Source organism: Ornithinimicrobium ciconiae (genome assembly GCF_007197575.1).
Taxonomy (GTDB): domain Bacteria; phylum Actinomycetota; class Actinomycetes; order Actinomycetales; family Dermatophilaceae; genus Ornithinicoccus; species Ornithinicoccus ciconiae.
This window is the reverse complement of the sequence record NZ_CP041616.1, coordinates 629,257-643,409: the sequence shown is the minus strand read 5'-3', so window position 1 is coordinate 643,409 and position 14,153 is coordinate 629,257. Positions and strand designations below refer to the sequence as shown.

15 protein-coding genes and 3 tRNA genes are annotated in these 14,153 nt (G+C 68.5%); 9 read left to right on the top strand and 9 right to left on the bottom strand.

Features of this window, described 5'->3' with window-relative positions:
* Positions 1–37: 37 nt before the first annotated feature.
* The gene (locus FNH13_RS02890; RefSeq protein WP_143782067.1) at positions 38–589 is read right to left on the bottom strand and encodes a hypothetical protein; all 552 of its coding nucleotides are present in this window, start codon (positions 587–589) and stop codon (positions 38–40) included.
* Positions 590–681: 92 nt separating this feature from the next.
* Between FNH13_RS02890 and FNH13_RS02885 the strand changes: the two genes are divergently transcribed.
* A complete protein-coding gene (locus FNH13_RS02885; protein ID WP_143782066.1) occupies positions 682–963 on the top strand; it encodes a hypothetical protein in 282 nt (93 codons plus the stop codon).
* Positions 964–1,328: 365 nt separating this feature from the next.
* On the opposite strand, the gene FNH13_RS02880 is transcribed toward FNH13_RS02885, so the two are convergent.
* From FNH13_RS02880 to FNH13_RS02870, 3 genes are all read right to left on the bottom strand, one after another.
* Entirely contained in the window at positions 1,329–1,769 is a 441-nt protein-coding gene (locus FNH13_RS02880) for a TA system VapC family ribonuclease toxin (protein WP_143782065.1), read from the bottom strand.
* A complete protein-coding gene (locus FNH13_RS02875) occupies positions 1,762–1,989 on the bottom strand; it encodes a hypothetical protein (RefSeq protein WP_143782064.1) in 228 nt (75 codons plus the stop codon). Before FNH13_RS02875 ends, FNH13_RS02880 begins: the two co-directional genes overlap by 8 nt.
* 240 nt (positions 1,990–2,229) lie before the next feature.
* A tRNA-Arg gene (locus tag FNH13_RS02870) sits at positions 2,230–2,302 on the bottom strand.
* A 175-nt stretch (positions 2,303–2,477) separates the two neighbouring features.
* On the opposite strand from FNH13_RS02870, the gene FNH13_RS02865 reads away from it, so the two are divergent.
* The 3 genes from FNH13_RS02865 to FNH13_RS02855 are packed head-to-tail and all read left to right on the top strand — an operon-like array spanning position 2,478 to position 5,712.
* A complete protein-coding gene (locus FNH13_RS02865) occupies positions 2,478–4,310 on the top strand; it encodes a phosphoenolpyruvate carboxykinase (GTP) (RefSeq protein ID WP_143782063.1) in 1,833 nt (610 codons plus the stop codon).
* Positions 4,310–5,491 carry a glycosyltransferase gene (locus FNH13_RS02860; RefSeq protein ID WP_143782062.1) on the top strand — a complete coding sequence of 394 codons (1,182 nt, stop codon included), beginning with the start codon at positions 4,310–4,312 and terminating at the stop codon, positions 5,489–5,491. Before FNH13_RS02865 ends, FNH13_RS02860 begins: the two co-directional genes overlap by 1 nt.
* Entirely contained in the window at positions 5,488–5,712 is a 225-nt protein-coding gene (locus FNH13_RS02855; RefSeq protein WP_143782061.1) for a hypothetical protein, read from the top strand. The genes FNH13_RS02860 and FNH13_RS02855 overlap by 4 nt, the downstream gene beginning before the upstream one ends.
* 90 nt (positions 5,713–5,802) lie before the next feature.
* On the opposite strand, the gene FNH13_RS02850 is transcribed toward FNH13_RS02855, so the two are convergent.
* Positions 5,803–5,893 (bottom strand) — tRNA-Ser (locus FNH13_RS02850).
* A gap of 176 nt (positions 5,894–6,069) precedes the next feature.
* On the opposite strand from FNH13_RS02850, the gene FNH13_RS02845 reads away from it, so the two are divergent.
* Positions 6,070–7,722: an LCP family glycopolymer transferase gene (locus FNH13_RS02845; protein ID WP_143782060.1), complete on the top strand. Its 1,653-nt coding sequence runs from the start codon at positions 6,070–6,072 to the stop codon at positions 7,720–7,722.
* Positions 7,723–7,842: 120 nt separating this feature from the next.
* On the opposite strand, the gene FNH13_RS02840 is transcribed toward FNH13_RS02845, so the two are convergent.
* On the bottom strand, positions 7,843–8,046 hold the full coding sequence (locus FNH13_RS02840) for a cold-shock protein (protein ID WP_143782059.1): 204 nt from the start codon (positions 8,044–8,046) through the stop codon (positions 7,843–7,845).
* A gap of 344 nt (positions 8,047–8,390) precedes the next feature.
* Here FNH13_RS02840 and FNH13_RS02835 point away from each other — a divergent pair.
* A tRNA-Ser gene (locus FNH13_RS02835) sits at positions 8,391–8,473 on the top strand.
* A 46-nt stretch (positions 8,474–8,519) separates the two neighbouring features.
* Here the strand turns inward: FNH13_RS02835 and FNH13_RS02830 are convergent.
* Positions 8,520–9,143, bottom strand: a complete 624-nt coding sequence (locus tag FNH13_RS02830; RefSeq protein WP_143782058.1) for a hypothetical protein — start codon at positions 9,141–9,143, stop codon at positions 8,520–8,522.
* Positions 9,144–9,247: 104 nt separating this feature from the next.
* Between FNH13_RS02830 and FNH13_RS02825 the strand changes: the two genes are divergently transcribed.
* Positions 9,248–10,453 (top strand): MalY/PatB family protein, encoded by a 1,206-nt coding sequence (locus FNH13_RS02825; RefSeq protein WP_143782057.1) that lies wholly within the window; start codon positions 9,248–9,250, stop codon positions 10,451–10,453.
* A gap of 52 nt (positions 10,454–10,505) precedes the next feature.
* Positions 10,506–10,865 (top strand): YtxH domain-containing protein, encoded by a 360-nt coding sequence (locus FNH13_RS02820; protein WP_143782056.1) that lies wholly within the window; start codon positions 10,506–10,508, stop codon positions 10,863–10,865.
* A 198-nt stretch (positions 10,866–11,063) separates the two neighbouring features.
* Here the strand turns inward: FNH13_RS02820 and epsC are convergent, their stop codons facing one another.
* Together epsC and cysK are read right to left on the bottom strand one after the other, a co-directional pair.
* Complete coding sequence (gene epsC / locus FNH13_RS02815) at positions 11,064–11,693, bottom strand: serine O-acetyltransferase EpsC (RefSeq protein WP_143782055.1); 630 nt, start codon at positions 11,691–11,693, stop codon at positions 11,064–11,066.
* Entirely contained in the window at positions 11,693–12,625 is a 933-nt protein-coding gene (cysK, locus tag FNH13_RS02810; protein WP_143782054.1) for a cysteine synthase A, read from the bottom strand. The genes epsC and cysK overlap by 1 nt, the downstream gene beginning before the upstream one ends.
* Positions 12,626–12,857: 232 nt before the next feature.
* Between cysK and FNH13_RS02805 the strand changes: the two genes are divergently transcribed.
* Positions 12,858–14,147, top strand: a complete 1,290-nt coding sequence (locus FNH13_RS02805) for a DUF2254 domain-containing protein (protein ID WP_165699990.1) — start codon at positions 12,858–12,860, stop codon at positions 14,145–14,147.
* Positions 14,148–14,153 lie beyond the last annotated feature (6 nt).

Sequence of the window (14,153 nt, the reverse complement as noted above, 5' to 3'; positions counted from 1 at the left end):
GCCCTGGGCCCACCAGTCGGTCCGGTCCTCGGAGTCCTCACGCCCCACGATCCCGCTCCCACTCCTCATAGGCTTCGTCCTGCTGGGCGAACATCACCAGGAACCCCCAGGCCACGATGAGCACCATGAAGGCGACCAGAAGGGTCCACATGAGGACCGTGGCCCAGACTGCCCGCTCTGGACCCGTGACCCAGGCGGTCAGATAGGTGCCCACGTAGCAGACGGCAGCCAGGCCGCCCAGGCGTGCCGCGAGCGCCCGCTTACCCGCCTCCCGCGGACCGCCTCCGAGCCACTGTCCGGTGACCGTGCGGCGCAGACGCAGCGCAAGGACGAGGTTGACCAGGAAGAGCAGTCCCGCCGCCAGCCACATCCACCAGCGGTCGTCACCCGCACGCACCGCAAACCACGAGCCGAGCAGGAGGAGCAGGGTGGCGGCGCCGGGGATGACGAGCGCGGACCCTCCGGTCACGCGTCGCGCCAATGCCTCTCGGTGCTCCGGCGGAGTCGACTCCGATTCGAGGCGACGGCCCAGGACAAACGTCAGGGGCATCCAGAGCACCCCCATGATGAGCGCGAACACCGGGTTCATCCGGTATGTCTAGCAGCGCGCATGCGACGGCACACGCGCAGAGTGGCCCTGCACGGGTCATTCTTCAGCCGATCAAGCCCACCTGGTTGAGGATGAAGAGCACGGCGAAACGTGCGAACCTCGGAAAGAAGATAGCGCTCTCCATCCAGGCCTGCGCAATCCTGACCAACCCGGACCGGGCCCCTGGTGAAGTCGGCCAGGGCTTCTACAGGGACCGTCACCTGCCAGAGGACGGCGGGTGCACTGACGCCGGTCGTGGCATCGATCATCTGCTGAAGGTCACTCGGGGAGAAGCCTTTCTCGCGCAGCTCCTTCAGGAGTTCATCGCCGTCCTCGGACTCTTTCAGGGCTCGATAGGCGCTGAGCCCTGCTGATGAGGCGCGGCGGGTCCTGGCTGCTCAGTCCCCCACGGACCTGGAGTCCCGTCGAGCCATGGTGGATGACCTGCTTGACGCTGGTGTCGACGCCTCGGCGACCACCGTGCCCGAGGGTATGGGGGGTGTTCCACGTCCTGCTCGGAAGTCGCCGGGACGAACCAGTGGGACCACACGATCCTCGACCAGGCACGCATGTGGCGACGCACCCAGCTCGTCGAACGCATCGAGGCCTATCTCACCGAGCACGGCGAGGCCGTGCCGCCGGTCAATCCCGCGTTGCCTCGACCGAAGCCTTCATGACTGCTCCCTCCGCTGCGCCGCGACTGGTCGCCTCCGGCGTCTGAGCACCAGCGCCAGGCAAGTCAGGCTGGGATCACGACAGTGCGGGGGCGATCCTTCGGGGCGAGCCACGACGGGATGGCGGCATCGAAGGTGGCAAGCACGCCGTCGTGTCGTGCTGCCACATTGACCAGGTGCAGATCAGTGACCTGCCGGTGTCCCATGAGGACCGTGATGTCAACCATCGGTTCCGCCAGGGCCGTCGAGTCCTCCAGGAAGGTCCATCTCGGATCTGCACGCATGCCCTGGAGGATGGCCATCACCTCGGGCGCCGACCGCTGGGAACCGGTGACCAGCGGGTTGAGCAGCAGCCGGAAAAGGCCGGACTCGGTGAGTGGCGTGGTCGCCCATCGACCCGCAAGTGCCCTGAGAAATCGATGCGCGGCATGATGGTGCTGATGGGTGGTCAGAGCTAAGGCAACGAGGGCGTTGACGTCGAAGAGAGTGACCCGCCGTTCAGTCATCGCGCAGGTCCGCGATGAGCTCATCTGTGACCAGGACCGACTCGTCACCGGCCATGACAGGGAAGGGACTGTAGTGCATGTCGACCTGAGTCGTGACCGACCGCATCAGGCCTCGACGGGCGAGCTCGGAGACCGCTGCGCCCAGTGAGATCCCGCGACTGCGCGCCAGGGAACGCGCCGCGGCCATGATCTGGTCGTCGATCTCCAAGGTTGTCCGCATCACAACATCATAACATCATAACATCATGATGCTGGACGCGATCGCAGCCCATTGGCTGAGTCATAACCGAGATGAGGAGTCAGCCCAGCCCACACAACCGATCGTCAACGTCTCGTGATGAGCCGGTCAGCGCGCGGAGCCAGCCATCCGGCATACGCCCCCAGAGACCACGAGACGCCCCCGGCATCCCGGGGGCGTCTCGCTTGGTCTGTCTCAACACAGAGTGGTCGCAACTGCGAGCGCGCCCGAAGGGATTCGAACCCCTAACCTTCTGATCCGTAGTCAGATGCTCTATCCGTTGAGCTACGGGCGCACGGTTGCCGAACGGCAACGAGGGATGAGACTACCGGAGTCTGGGCCCACGCACGAAATCGGGGTGACCGACCTCACGCTGGGCCGCCCCGGTCCGGACTGTGCCCAGCTCAGGGACCGCGTTAGGTTGGGTCCACGAGTTTGGCAGCGCAGCCAACGAGCACAGGAGCGTATCGATGACGACGATCAGCACCCGCGGGACCACCCGTCATACCGAGTTGGCGCAGTGGGTCTCAGAGGTGGCCGCCCTGACCACTCCCGACGAGGTCGTGTGGGTGACCGGCAGTGACGAGGAAATCCGCGAGATCAACGCCCTGCTGGTGCAGGCCGGCACCTTCGTGGCGCTCGCCGAGGACAAGAAGCCCGACTCCTTCTATGCCGCGTCCGATCCCGATGACGTCGCCCGCGTCGAGGACCGCACCTACATCTGCTCGGCGGACGAGAAGGACGCCGGTCACACCAACAACTGGATGGACCCGGTCCAGATGAAGGCCACCCTCGAGCCGCTGTTCGCCGGCTCCATGGCCGGCCGCACGATGTATGTCATCCCCTTCGTCATGGGCCACCTCGAGGCCGACGAGCCCATGTTTGGTGTCGAGATCACCGACAGTGCCTATGTCGTGGCCTCGATGCGCATCATGGCCCGGGTCGGCGCCCCCGTCCTGGAGAAGATGGAGGAGCTGGAAGCCGACTACGTCAAGGGTCTGCACTCCGTCGGCGCCCCGCTGCGCGATGGCGACGGACGGGTTGTCGCTGACGTCCCCTGGCCGTGCAGCGAGACCAAATACATCGTCCACTTCCCGGAGGAGCGGGCCATCTGGTCCTACGGCTCCGGCTATGGCGGCAACGCCCTGCTGGGCAAGAAGTGCTATGCCCTGCGCATCGCGTCGGTGATGGCCCGCGACAACGGGTGGATGGCCGAGCACATGCTGATCCTCAAGCTGACCAGCCCGGAGGGTGCCGTGCACTACATCGCCGCTGCTTTCCCGTCGGCGTGCGGCAAGACCAACCTGGCGATGCTGGAGACCACCCTGCCCGGGTGGAAGGCCGAGACGGTCGGGGACGACATCGCCTGGATGCGCTTCGGCGAGGACGGGCGGCTGTATGCCGTCAACCCCGAGTTCGGTCTGTTCGGCGTCGCCCCGGGCACCGGCTACGGCACCAACCCCAACGCGATGCACACCATCGAGGCCGGTCACTCGATCTTCACCAACGTGGCCCGCACCGACGACGGTGACGTGTGGTGGGAGGGCATGACCGAGGAGACCCCGGAGCACCTAATCGACTGGCACGGCAACGACTGGACCCCGGCGGACGGCGAGGACGGCACCACGGCCGCCCACCCCAACAGCCGCTTCTGCACCCCGATCGAGCAGCTGCCCACCCTGGCCCAGGAGTACTACGAGCCCAACGGCGTCCCGATCTCGGCCATCCTGTTCGGCGGCCGGCGCAAGACCACGGTCCCGCTGGTGACGCAGGCCCGCGACTGGCAGCACGGCACCTTCTTCGGCGCCACCCTGTCCTCGGAGACGACCGCCGCAGCCACCGGCGCCGTCGGTGTGGTGCGCCGCGACCCGATGGCGATGCTGCCGTTCATCGGCTACAACGCCGGTGACTATCTCGGCCACTGGCTGAGCACCGGCAAGCAGCACGACGAGTCCAAGATGCCCAAGATCTTCCTGGTCAACTGGTTCCGCCGGGGCGAGGACGGCTCCTTCCTGTGGCCCGGCTTCGGGGAGAACGCCCGCGTCCTGAAGTGGGTCATCGACCGGCTCGAGGACACCGTCGGCGCCGAGGAGACCCCGATCGGGTTCATCCCGCGCCCGGAGGACCTGGACGTCGACGGACTCGATCTGACCCCTGAGCAGGTGGCCGCCGCACTGGCCGTCGACACCGAGGAGTGGCGCGAGGAGCTGCCGCTGATCCGCGAGTGGTTCGACAAGTTCGGCGACTCCCTGCCCCAGCAGCTGGAGGACGAGTTCGCCACCCTGCAGGAGCGCCTCGGTTAATGCCCGCGCAACCGAGCATCGCGATCGCGCACGACTACCTCACCCAGCGGGGCGGCGCAGAGCGGGTCGTGCTGGCGATGGCCCGGGCCTTTCCCGGCTCCCGGATCTACACCACGCTCTATGACCCGGAGAACACTTATCCGGAGTTCGCCGACCTGGACGTGGTGGTGTCCCCGCTCAACCGGGTCCGGTTATTTCGGCGCCACCACCGCCTGGCGTTGCCCCTGCTGGCGCCGACCTCGGACCGCATGGAGATCCCGGAGGATGTGGTCGTCGCCTCCTCCAGCGGCTGGGCGCACGGCTTCCGCTCCCGGGGTGCCAAGGTGGTCTACTGCCACTCCCCCGCCCGCTGGCTCTATCTGACCGATGAGTATGTCGGCAACGGCCCCCGCAGCCGGCTCAAGTCGGTGGTGGCCCACGGGATGAAGCTGCCACTGGCCCAGTGGGACAAGAGGGCGGCCGGGACGGCGGACCGCTATCTCGCGAACTCCACCGTGGTGCGCAACCGGATCGCCCACGCCTATGGCATCCAGGCCGACGTCCTGCCGCCCCCGCACGGGGTCGCCGCCGACGGGCCACGGCGCGCGGTCCGTGGGATCCGCAAGTGGTCACCGAGCGGTTATCACCTGGTGGTCTCCCGGCTGATGCCCTACAAGAACGTCGACAAGGTCGTGGAGGCCTTCCGGCAGATGCCTGACGAGCGGCTGCTGGTGATCGGCGCAGGCCCGCTGCGGGAGGCGCTGACCGCGTCGGCCCCGTCGAACGTGAAGTTCGTGCAGGACCTGTCCGACGAGCAGATGCGGTGGGCGTATGCCGGTGCCCGCGCACTCATCGCCCCATCCCGGGAGGACTTCGGTCTGACCCCGTTGGAGGCTGGGGCGTTCGGCAAGCCGGTGCTGGCGCTGCGCGCCGGCGGCTATCTCGACACCGTGGAGGAGGGCGTGACCGGCCTGTTCTTTGAGCACTCGGTGCCCGATCAGATCGCGGCGGCCGTGCGCGCGGCCGATGCCCACGAGTGGGACGAGGAGGCGATCCACGCTCACGTGGCGACCTTTGCCGAGCCCCGCTTCCGGGCGTTGTTGCGCGAGGCCGTTGCCACCGTGCTCCCACCGCACGCGCAGGAGTCATTCAGAAACCAGTGGCAGGATGCCACGATCTATGACAAGGAGGAGCCCCGATGATCTCTGAGGAGCCCAACGGGCCTGAAGACCACACTCGCCCCCTGCTCGCTGACGAGCCGACCCCGCCCGGCAGCGACATCGCCGAGCTGGTGGACGCCATGGAGGAGCGTGTGCTCCACGGCGAGGCCGAGGAGGCGCAGGAGGAGAAGGAGTCCACCGACGCGTCCGAGGAGGCCCCCGAGCCCGAGGACGTCGACCCCAGTGCCGGAAAGCCGGTGTGAGCGGCTCCACCTCGGGGCAACGAGAAAGACCCCCGGATGTCGTCCGAGGGTCTTGCTCATCTGCTGGGGCGCGTCGATGACGCGCTGCGGCGGAGGCGGAGGGATTTGAACCCTCGATGGGGTTGTAGCCCCAAACCCGCTTAGCAGGCGGGCGCCATAGACCAGACTAGGCGACGCCTCCACGTCCCATCGGGAGTAACCGCCGCGGAACGGCTGTCAGGTTACCCGCGCCGGGGTGGCTTCACCAAACCAGACTCACCTGCAGCACACTAGGAAGCCCACAACAGCTTCAGGGCGCAACGTCCTCACGCTCCCAGGGCGTCTGACTCAAGAGGACGAGACTCGCGGAAGGCATGCATGACCCACGACGACACCCCCGACGGTGGGGCCCCACACCGTCGGAACCGGCCGGCGGACGACACCACGCCCCACGGCCGGCGACGGGAGCTGCCTTCGAGCAACCACCCCACCCGCGCTGCGGCCCTCGCTGCCCAGACCAACCGTGGCGTGGGGCGGGCCTACGGGCTGACCGCACTGGGCACTCTCCTGCCCGGAGCGGGTCTGATCGCGACCCGCCGGCGGATGATCGGCATACCGCTGCTGGTGCTCGCGGTCGGCAGCGGTCTGGTGGCCCTCGTCTATCTGATCCGCAACGGTGCCTTCCGCTCCGCGCTGGACCTGGCCGCCCGGCCCGACCTGCTGCGCACCCTGGCGATCGTGCTGGCCGTCGGGGCGGTGATCTGGATCGGGTCGGTCATCCTGACCGCCCTGACCGCCCGGCCGCGCCGGATGACCGGCGGGCAGCGCGCGGGACTGGCCGTCTTTACCGGCATCATGTGCCTGCTGATCGCGGGGCCCACCGCGCTGGGCCTGCGCTATATCGATGCGCACAACACGGCCGTCGACACGATCTTCACTGGCGCTGACGAGCGCCCGCACCAGGCGGGCGTGCCCTCCGTCGGCCCCGCGGTGGACGAGCCCGACCCGTGGGCCGAGGTGCCCCGGGTCAACGTGCTGCTGCTCGGCTCGGACGCTGCGGACACCCGCGAGGGGACCCGCACCGACTCGATGATGGTGGCCAGCATCGACACGGTCACCGGCGACACCGTCCTGTTCGGCATCCCCCGCAACCTGCAGAACGTGCCGATCCCGACCAACAGCCCGCTGCACAAGCGCTATGGCGGCTCCTATGACTGCGGCAACGAGTGCCTGATGAACGGCATCTGGACCGCCGCGATGGACCTGCACGCGGAGAACCCCGGCTGGTTCGCCGGTGACCCCAACCCGGGGCAGACGGCGACCCGCCAGGTGATCTCCACGATCATCGGTCAGCCCATCCACTACACCGTGATCATCGACCTGGACGGCTTTGAGGCCCTCGTGGACGCGATGGGCGGGGTGGACATCAACGTCCAGGAGCGCGTGCCGATCGGCGGCCGGACCTACACCGACGCCGGCGGCGGCATCCACCTCATCGAAGGCAGCGAGCGCGGCTGGATCGAGGTCGGCCCGCAGCACCTCACCGGTGACGAGGCCCTCTGGTATTCCCGCTCGCGCGTCACCAGCGACGACTTCTCCCGCATGCGGCGCCAGCGCTGCGTCGTCGGTGCCCTCATCGACCAGGTCAACCCGATGACGCTGCTGCAGCGCTATCCCGCGATCGTGTCCGTGGCCGGCGACAACATCACCGTCGACATCGACCAGTCCGAGCTGCCCGCCTGGGCCGACCTCGTCGAGCGGGTGCAGGGCGGGACGATGCAGAGCCTGCCGTTCACCGCCAAGAACACCAACACCGCCGATCCAGACTTCACCGCGATCCGCCGCGAGGTCTATCTGGCGCTGCACCCCGAGCCGACCCCCTCCGTCGAGGCCGGTGGCAACACGTCGACCGCGACGACCCCGGACGACGCGGCCCCGACCACCGAGGCCCCCACGGGCGCGACCACGGACGCACCCGAGACCACGACCGAGGAGACCGACGAGCTCGCGGACCTGGGCACCGTCTGCTGACCGGGCGCACGATCTGACCGCGCGCATCGTGTTGCGGCCCAGACACAACGAGGCCCCCGAGTCGTGCGACTCGGGGGCCTCGTTCAAGCTGTGGGGCTGAGTGTCAGCTCCAGGTCAGCCTCAGACCGCGCGGACGGACTCCGCCTGCGGGCCCTTGGGGCCCTGGGTGACCTCGAACTCGACCCGCTGGGCCTCGTCAAGGGACTTGTAGCCGTTGGACTCGATGGCCGAGTAGTGGACGAACACGTCCGGGCCACCGCCATCCTGCGCGATAAAGCCGAAGCCTTTTTCCGCGTTGAACCACTTCACGGTTCCCTGTGCCATGGGACAATCTCTTTCTGCTGTGCGATCAACCCCCACACCTCGCAGGGGCCGGCTCAGATGAAACCCCCCACCACCGGGACCATGCCCGACCTGCTGACCATCTGTCGTACCCAAGGGTGTGACTACATGCTCTACTGCGAGGAACTGCAACTGCAAGCACACAAACGGTAGCAGGACCGAGATCAAAAGTCCCCTTTCCTCTCTGGCGGTGAATCAGCCTGTCTGCGCTGGTGAGGGGCCTGGTCCGCCCAGATCTTCGGCTCCTTCCCGCTGACCCACTGGCTGCAGACCACACTCTCGCTCATGCGATGATGACGTCTGGGTCCGGCCTCGGCGGGACCCCTGGAGGGTTCGCATAGCGGCCGAGTGCAGGCGCCTTGAAAGCGCCCGACGGAAACGTCCGTGGGTTCAAATCCCACACCCTCCGCTCACCGCCTGTGCACATCCGCGCAGGTCACGCGTGCTGTCGAAGGTCAGGCAAAGAGCACGGCGGCCAGCAGCCCCAGGACAATGAACCCCAGGACCAGCCCGGCTCCGAGAAGCACCCCTGCCCTGGGGTTGGCATGGGACCAGGGCAGCATGTGCGGCCACCGCACCCGCGCCTCGGCAGGGTGAAGCACCGGGACATGGGTGACCACCGGAGCCGCCTGCGCCAGCGCCTCGACATCAGACAGCTCCCGCACCGGGGAGGAGACGAGCAAGACCTGGCCGTTGCGGTCGAGCAGGATGGTGCGGGGCCCGCTGGCGCCGGGCACGGCATACTCCCGGGTGACGACCGCCTCGACGACCTCGGCCCGCGGTATCACCAGGGCCCTCCGCAGGAGGCGGTGCTTGATCACGTGCGTCTCGGTCACCACGATGCGCGCGTTGAGATGCACCACGGTGAGGAGGACGGTGACCAGGACGATCACGTAGGTGGCGCCGATGATCAGGAGGTTTTCGCTCAGGTCAGAGTCCGCGTTGCGGGCAAACGCGTAGGGGATGGCGAGCAGGCAGCCCAGCACGACGGCCGCCATCGACCACTTGCCGGTGCGGTCCATCCCCGCGCGCGCCTCAAAGAGCACGGTCCCGTGCCCGGTCACCTCTCCGACCGCCATCTTCACCCCTCACTCTCGCCGTGCCCGCTGGCCCTCCCGGAAACCCAACGTCAGGAACCCCATGCGAGGTTACCCGCCACCGGGCACGCCGATAGCCTGGCACCATGACCGTGGCAAACCCTCTGGAACAGCTCACCGAGTCGGACCTGCGCGAGCAGCGCACCAGCGTGAAGTGGCACGCCTTCGCCCCCGACGTGCTCCCCCTGTGGGTGGCCGAGCAGGACTCCGTGCTGGCCGAGCCTGTCGTCCGGACCGTGGTCGAGGCGATGCAGCGCAGCGACACCGGTTATGTCTTCTCCGGCAAGGAGTATGCGGAGGCGCTGGCCTCCTTCGCCGTCGATCGATGGGGCTGGTCCGAGCTGGACCCGGAGCGCACCGCGATCGTGCCGGACGTCATGATCGGCGTCACCGAGATGCTGCGCCTGGTCACTGCACCCGGCGACAAGGTCGTCGTCAACTGCCCCGTCTACCCGCCGTTCTACTCCTTCGTGCGCAGCATGGACCGTCAGATCGTCGAGGCCCCGCTGACCGCCGAGCACCGCCTCGATCTCGACACCCTGTCCGACGCCTTCGCCGCGGCGACAGCGGGAGGAGCGCGCGCGGCATACCTGCTGTGCAGTCCCCACAACCCGACCGGCACGCTGCACACCGCCGAGGAGTTGGAGGCGGTCGCCGCCCTGGCGCAGCAGCACGACGTGCGGGTCGTGGCGGATGAGATCCACGCCCCGCTGGTCTATCCCGGGCACGCCTTCGTGCCCTTCCTGAGCGTGCCCGGCGGTGAGCGTGGCCTGTCGCTGATGTCGGCCTCGAAGGGCTGGAACCTGGCCGGGCTCAAGGGCGCGCTGGCGATCGCCGGACCCGAGGCCGCGGCGGACCTGGCCCGGCTCCCCGAGGAGGTGGGGCACGGCGCCAGCCACCTGGCGGTGATGGCGCACATCGCGGCCTTCCGGGACGGCGGGATGTGGCTCGATGCGCTCCTCGACGGGCTCGACGCCAACCGGCACCTGCTCGCCGAGCTGCTGGCCGAGCACCTGCCGACTGTGGGTTATCAGCTGCCGGAGGCGACCTATCTGTCCTGGCTGGACTGTCGTGCGCTGGGGGTCGAGGATCCGCCGGCCGAGCCGGGCCTCGTCACGCTCAGTGTTGGGCCGGCCGCATTGTTCGCCCGCGAGGCCAAGGTGGGGCTGAGCGCGGGCACCGCGTTCGGCACCGGCGGCTCCGGGCACGTCCGGCTCAACTTCGCCACCTCACAGGCAATCCTGACCCAGGCGATCGAGCAGATGGGCCGGGCGGTCGCGGGAGCGCGCTGATCTGGTTAGTGTCGGTGGCGAGAGCAACACGACCTTGAAAGGGGTGCACCTCATGAAGAAGGTGTGGTTCATCATCGGCGCCAGCGTCGGCTACATCCTCGGGGCCAGGGCTGGCCGCGAGCGCTACGACCAGATCACCCGCCAGGCCAGCAAGGCCTGGCAGAGCGACACCGTGCAGACCCGGGTCGACGACGTCAAGACCCAGGCTGCCAAGGCACCGGCCGCGGTGGCCGGGACCGTTGCCAGCTCGGCCAAGGAGTTCGCGGGCCAGGCCAAGGCCAAGGTCACCGGCCACGAGACCACGGACCTGCACGGCGACTACGAGAACGAGACGGGCTCCTGGGACGGCGAGACCGGCACCCCGTCGGTCGACGACTCCACCTTCGGGCCCGGGGGCGACAAACTGCCCTGACGTCCCCCGCATTTTGAGAGGGGTTTCGTAGGTCCCACCCGAGTTTTTGCAGGGGTTTCGTAGGTCCCACCCGCATTTTGATAGCGGTTTCGTAGGCCGCACCCGCATTTTGATAAGGGTTTCGTAGGTCCCACCCGAGTTTCCGTAGGGGTGTCGCACGTCCTGCACGCTGGGACGTGCGACACCCCTACGAACTGGCTAGATCCAGAGTGCGGGGTCCGCGAAGAGGACGTCCTCGCCGTGCAGCTCCGGAACCCGGTTGGTGGCGGGCACCCCGACGGCCGTGGCGCCGGCCGGGACGTCCTTGACCACCACGGCGTTGGCCCCGACCTGGCCGCCAGCGCCGATCACCACGGGTCCGAGCACCCGGGCGCCCGCGCCCAGCACGGCACCGGACTCCACGGTCGGGTGGCGCTTGATCTTGGCGTTGGCCCGCCCGCCCAGGGTGACGGCGTGATACATCATCACGTCGTCGCCGATCTCGGCGGTCTCACCGATAACGACGCCCATCCCGTGGTCGATGAACAGGCGCCGACCGATCTGGGCCCCGGGGTGGATCTCGATGCCGGTCGCGGCACGGGAGGCCTGGGAGAGCAGCCGCGCCGGGAGCCGCGCACCCCGCGTCCACATCGCGTGCGAGACCCGGTGCGCCCAGAGTGCGTGCAGCCCCGGGGAGGCCAGCGCCATCTCCACCCTGCTGTCGGTGGCCGGGTCACGCTCGATGGCCGCGTCGATGTCCTCGCTGATCCGCGCGGCGACCGTGCCGACCTCCTTGCTCACCCGGGCCCACGCGGCGCCGACGCGGCCCCGCAGAGCACCGGGGGCCATCAGTCGGTCAGTCCCTCGAAGAGCACGGTGGACAGGTAGCGCTCGCCGAAGTCCGGCACGATCGCCACGATCGTCTTGCCGGCGTTCTCCTCGCGCTTGGCCAGCTCCAGGGCGGCCCACACCGCAGCGCCGGACGAGATCCCGGCGAGGATGCCCTCCTTGGTCGCCAGGTCACGCGAGACCCGCACGGAGTCCTCGAGGGAGGCGTCGATGACCTCGTCGTAGAGCTCGGTGTCCAGGATCTCCGGGACGAAGTTGGCGCCCAGGCCCTGGATCTTGTGGGGGCCAGGCTCACCGCCGTTGAGGATGGGGCTGTCCACCGGCTCGACCGCGACGATGGTGATGTCCGGCTTCTGCTCACGCAGGTAGCGGCCGGCCCCGGTGAGGGTGCCGCCGGTGCCGATGCCGGAGACGAAGATGTCGACATTGCCCTCGGTGTCGGCCCAGACCTCCGGACCGGTCGTGGCCTGGTGGATGGCGACGTTGGCCTGGTTGGCGAACTGGCGGGCGCGGACCCCGCCGCGCTCCTGGGCGATCTCCTCGGCCTTGGCCACGGCACCCTTCATCCCCTCGGCCCCCGGGGTCAGGACGAGCTCGGCACCATAGGCACGCAGCAGCGCACGGCGCTCCTTGCTCATCGTGTCCGGCATGGCCAGGACGACGTTGTAGCCGCGGGCGGCACCGACCATCGCCAGGGCGATCCCGGTGTTGCCCGACGTGCCCTCCACGATCGTGCCTCCGGGCTGCAGCTCGCCGGCCTCGACGGCGGCGTCGATGATCGCGGCGCCGATGCGGTCCTTGACCGAGTTGGCCGGGTTGCCCGACTCGAGCTTGACCAGGACGGTCGCCCCCAGCCCCTCGGTCAGCCGGTTCAGCCGGACCAGTGGGGTGTTGCCGATGGTCTGGGTGATGTCGTCCTTCACGGGCACGATGGGCCGCCTTTCGCTCGGGGGCGCCCGGCAGCGCGCCGGGCTAAAGCCTTCGATGGTTATAAGTAGACAAAGCCCACGTTATTCCCTACGGCCCTCGTCCGCTCGATCGGAGGCCGACCCTGCTCCTCTCGCGTGGGGGCGCGCACCACCGAGTGCGCCGTTACTGTGCGTCAAGAGCCATGCCACCGGAGCGCCGTGCCCCTGCTGGTGCGGTGGACCAGGAGGACACGCCATGTGGCTGACCAAGATCTACAGCAACCTGCGCAGCGGTCTGTGGTTCATCCCGTTGCTCTATGCGGTGGCCGGGATCGTCATCAACCTCGTCACCACGTCCCTGGACAGCCACTTCGGCTTTGACGTGGTCTCGATCCACGTCATCGGTGGACCCGACGCCGCGCTCGCCATCCTGGGTGCCGTCGCCGGCTCCATGGTCAGCCTGGTCGCCACCGTGCTGTCCATCACGATGGTGGTCGTCCAGCTGGCGATGGCGCAGTTCTCACCGCGGATCGTGCAGACCTTCCTGCAGGATCGACCGAGCCAGCACGCGATCGGGCTGTTCGTCGCCACCTTCGTGCAGGCGATGCTCACCATGCGCCAGGTCCTGGTCAGCGAGGACGCCCCCGTCGTGCCGGGCATCTCGGTCGCTACCACCTTCCTCATGGTGGTCATCAACATCGTGGTGCTGGTCGTCTATATCCACCACATCGGCCGCGAGCTGCGGGTGTCGTCGTTGATCGAGCTGGTCAGCGAGGGAACTCGCGACCTGATGGACGAGGTGTATCCGCACCGCCTCGAGCACGTGGGCCAGGACGACCCCCGCCTCGTCACCGCGCACAAGTCCGGAGTGCTGAGCCTAGTCGGTCGCGAACACCTGGTCGCGCTCGCGGTCGAGGCCGACTGCCGCATCGACGTCATCCCGGCCGTCGGCGAGTTCGTGCCCGCCGACGGCAAGCTGGCCCGTCTCTCCGGCAGCACGGTCGACCAGATCGACGTCGACGGGATCCGCGACGCCCTGGTCCTGTCCCTGGAGCGCAGCCAGGAGGAGGACGTGGCCTATGGCCTGCGCATGCTGGTGGCCATGGGACTGAAGGCCATGGCCGACAGGGTGCACGCCGACCCGACCACGGTGGTGCAGGTCCTGGACCGGGTGCAGGACGTGCTGCGCCAGCTCTCTCGCCGGGAGCTGCGCGAGGACACCTCGTCGGACGACGACGGGACCATCCGCGTGGTCATCCCGTCCATGGACTGGCAGGCCTATGTCCGTCTCGGCTTTGAGGAGCTGCGACTCTTCGGCTCCGGCTCTCCCCAGGTCGCCCGCCGGCTGCGGGCCGCCCTCGAGGACCTGCTCGACTACGCCCCGAGCGAGCGGCGCGGCCCCCTCCACGAGCAGCTCACCCAGCTCGACGACACGCTGACCAGGGCGTACTCCGCCGAACGGGACGCCGATCTGGCGCGCCGTGCTGACCCTCAGGGCATCGGCATCGCGGCAGGTGCTCACCAGCCCGTCCCCCCGACCCCCTAGGATCAC

Coding starts and splice junctions, on each gene's coding strand:
- FNH13_RS02830 (WP_143782058.1), bottom strand. CDS start 9,143: ATGGCGGTCGGAGAGGTGACCGGGCACGGGACCGTGCTCTTTGAGGCG.
- FNH13_RS02840 (WP_143782059.1), bottom strand. CDS start 8,046: ATGGCACAGGGAACCGTGAAGTGGTTCAACGCGGAAAAAGGCTTCGGC.
- FNH13_RS02875 (WP_143782064.1), bottom strand. CDS start 1,989: ATGCGGACAACCTTGGAGATCGACGACCAGATCATGGCCGCGGCGCGT.
- FNH13_RS02825 (WP_143782057.1), top strand. CDS start 9,248: ATGACCGTGGCAAACCCTCTGGAACAGCTCACCGAGTCGGACCTGCGC.
- FNH13_RS02845 (WP_143782060.1), top strand. CDS start 6,070: ATGACCCACGACGACACCCCCGACGGTGGGGCCCCACACCGTCGGAAC.
- FNH13_RS02865 (WP_143782063.1), top strand. CDS start 2,478: ATGACGACGATCAGCACCCGCGGGACCACCCGTCATACCGAGTTGGCG.
- FNH13_RS02820 (WP_143782056.1), top strand. CDS start 10,506: ATGAAGAAGGTGTGGTTCATCATCGGCGCCAGCGTCGGCTACATCCTC.
- FNH13_RS02885 (WP_143782066.1), top strand. CDS start 682: ATGAAGAGCACGGCGAAACGTGCGAACCTCGGAAAGAAGATAGCGCTC.
- FNH13_RS02860 (WP_143782062.1), top strand. CDS start 4,310: ATGCCCGCGCAACCGAGCATCGCGATCGCGCACGACTACCTCACCCAG.
- FNH13_RS02805 (WP_165699990.1), top strand. CDS start 12,858: ATGTGGCTGACCAAGATCTACAGCAACCTGCGCAGCGGTCTGTGGTTC.
- FNH13_RS02880 (WP_143782065.1), bottom strand. CDS start 1,769: ATGACTGAACGGCGGGTCACTCTCTTCGACGTCAACGCCCTCGTTGCC.
- epsC (WP_143782055.1), bottom strand. CDS start 11,693: ATGGCCCCCGGTGCTCTGCGGGGCCGCGTCGGCGCCGCGTGGGCCCGG.
- FNH13_RS02855 (WP_143782061.1), top strand. CDS start 5,488: ATGATCTCTGAGGAGCCCAACGGGCCTGAAGACCACACTCGCCCCCTG.
- FNH13_RS02890 (WP_143782067.1), bottom strand. CDS start 589: ATGAACCCGGTGTTCGCGCTCATCATGGGGGTGCTCTGGATGCCCCTG.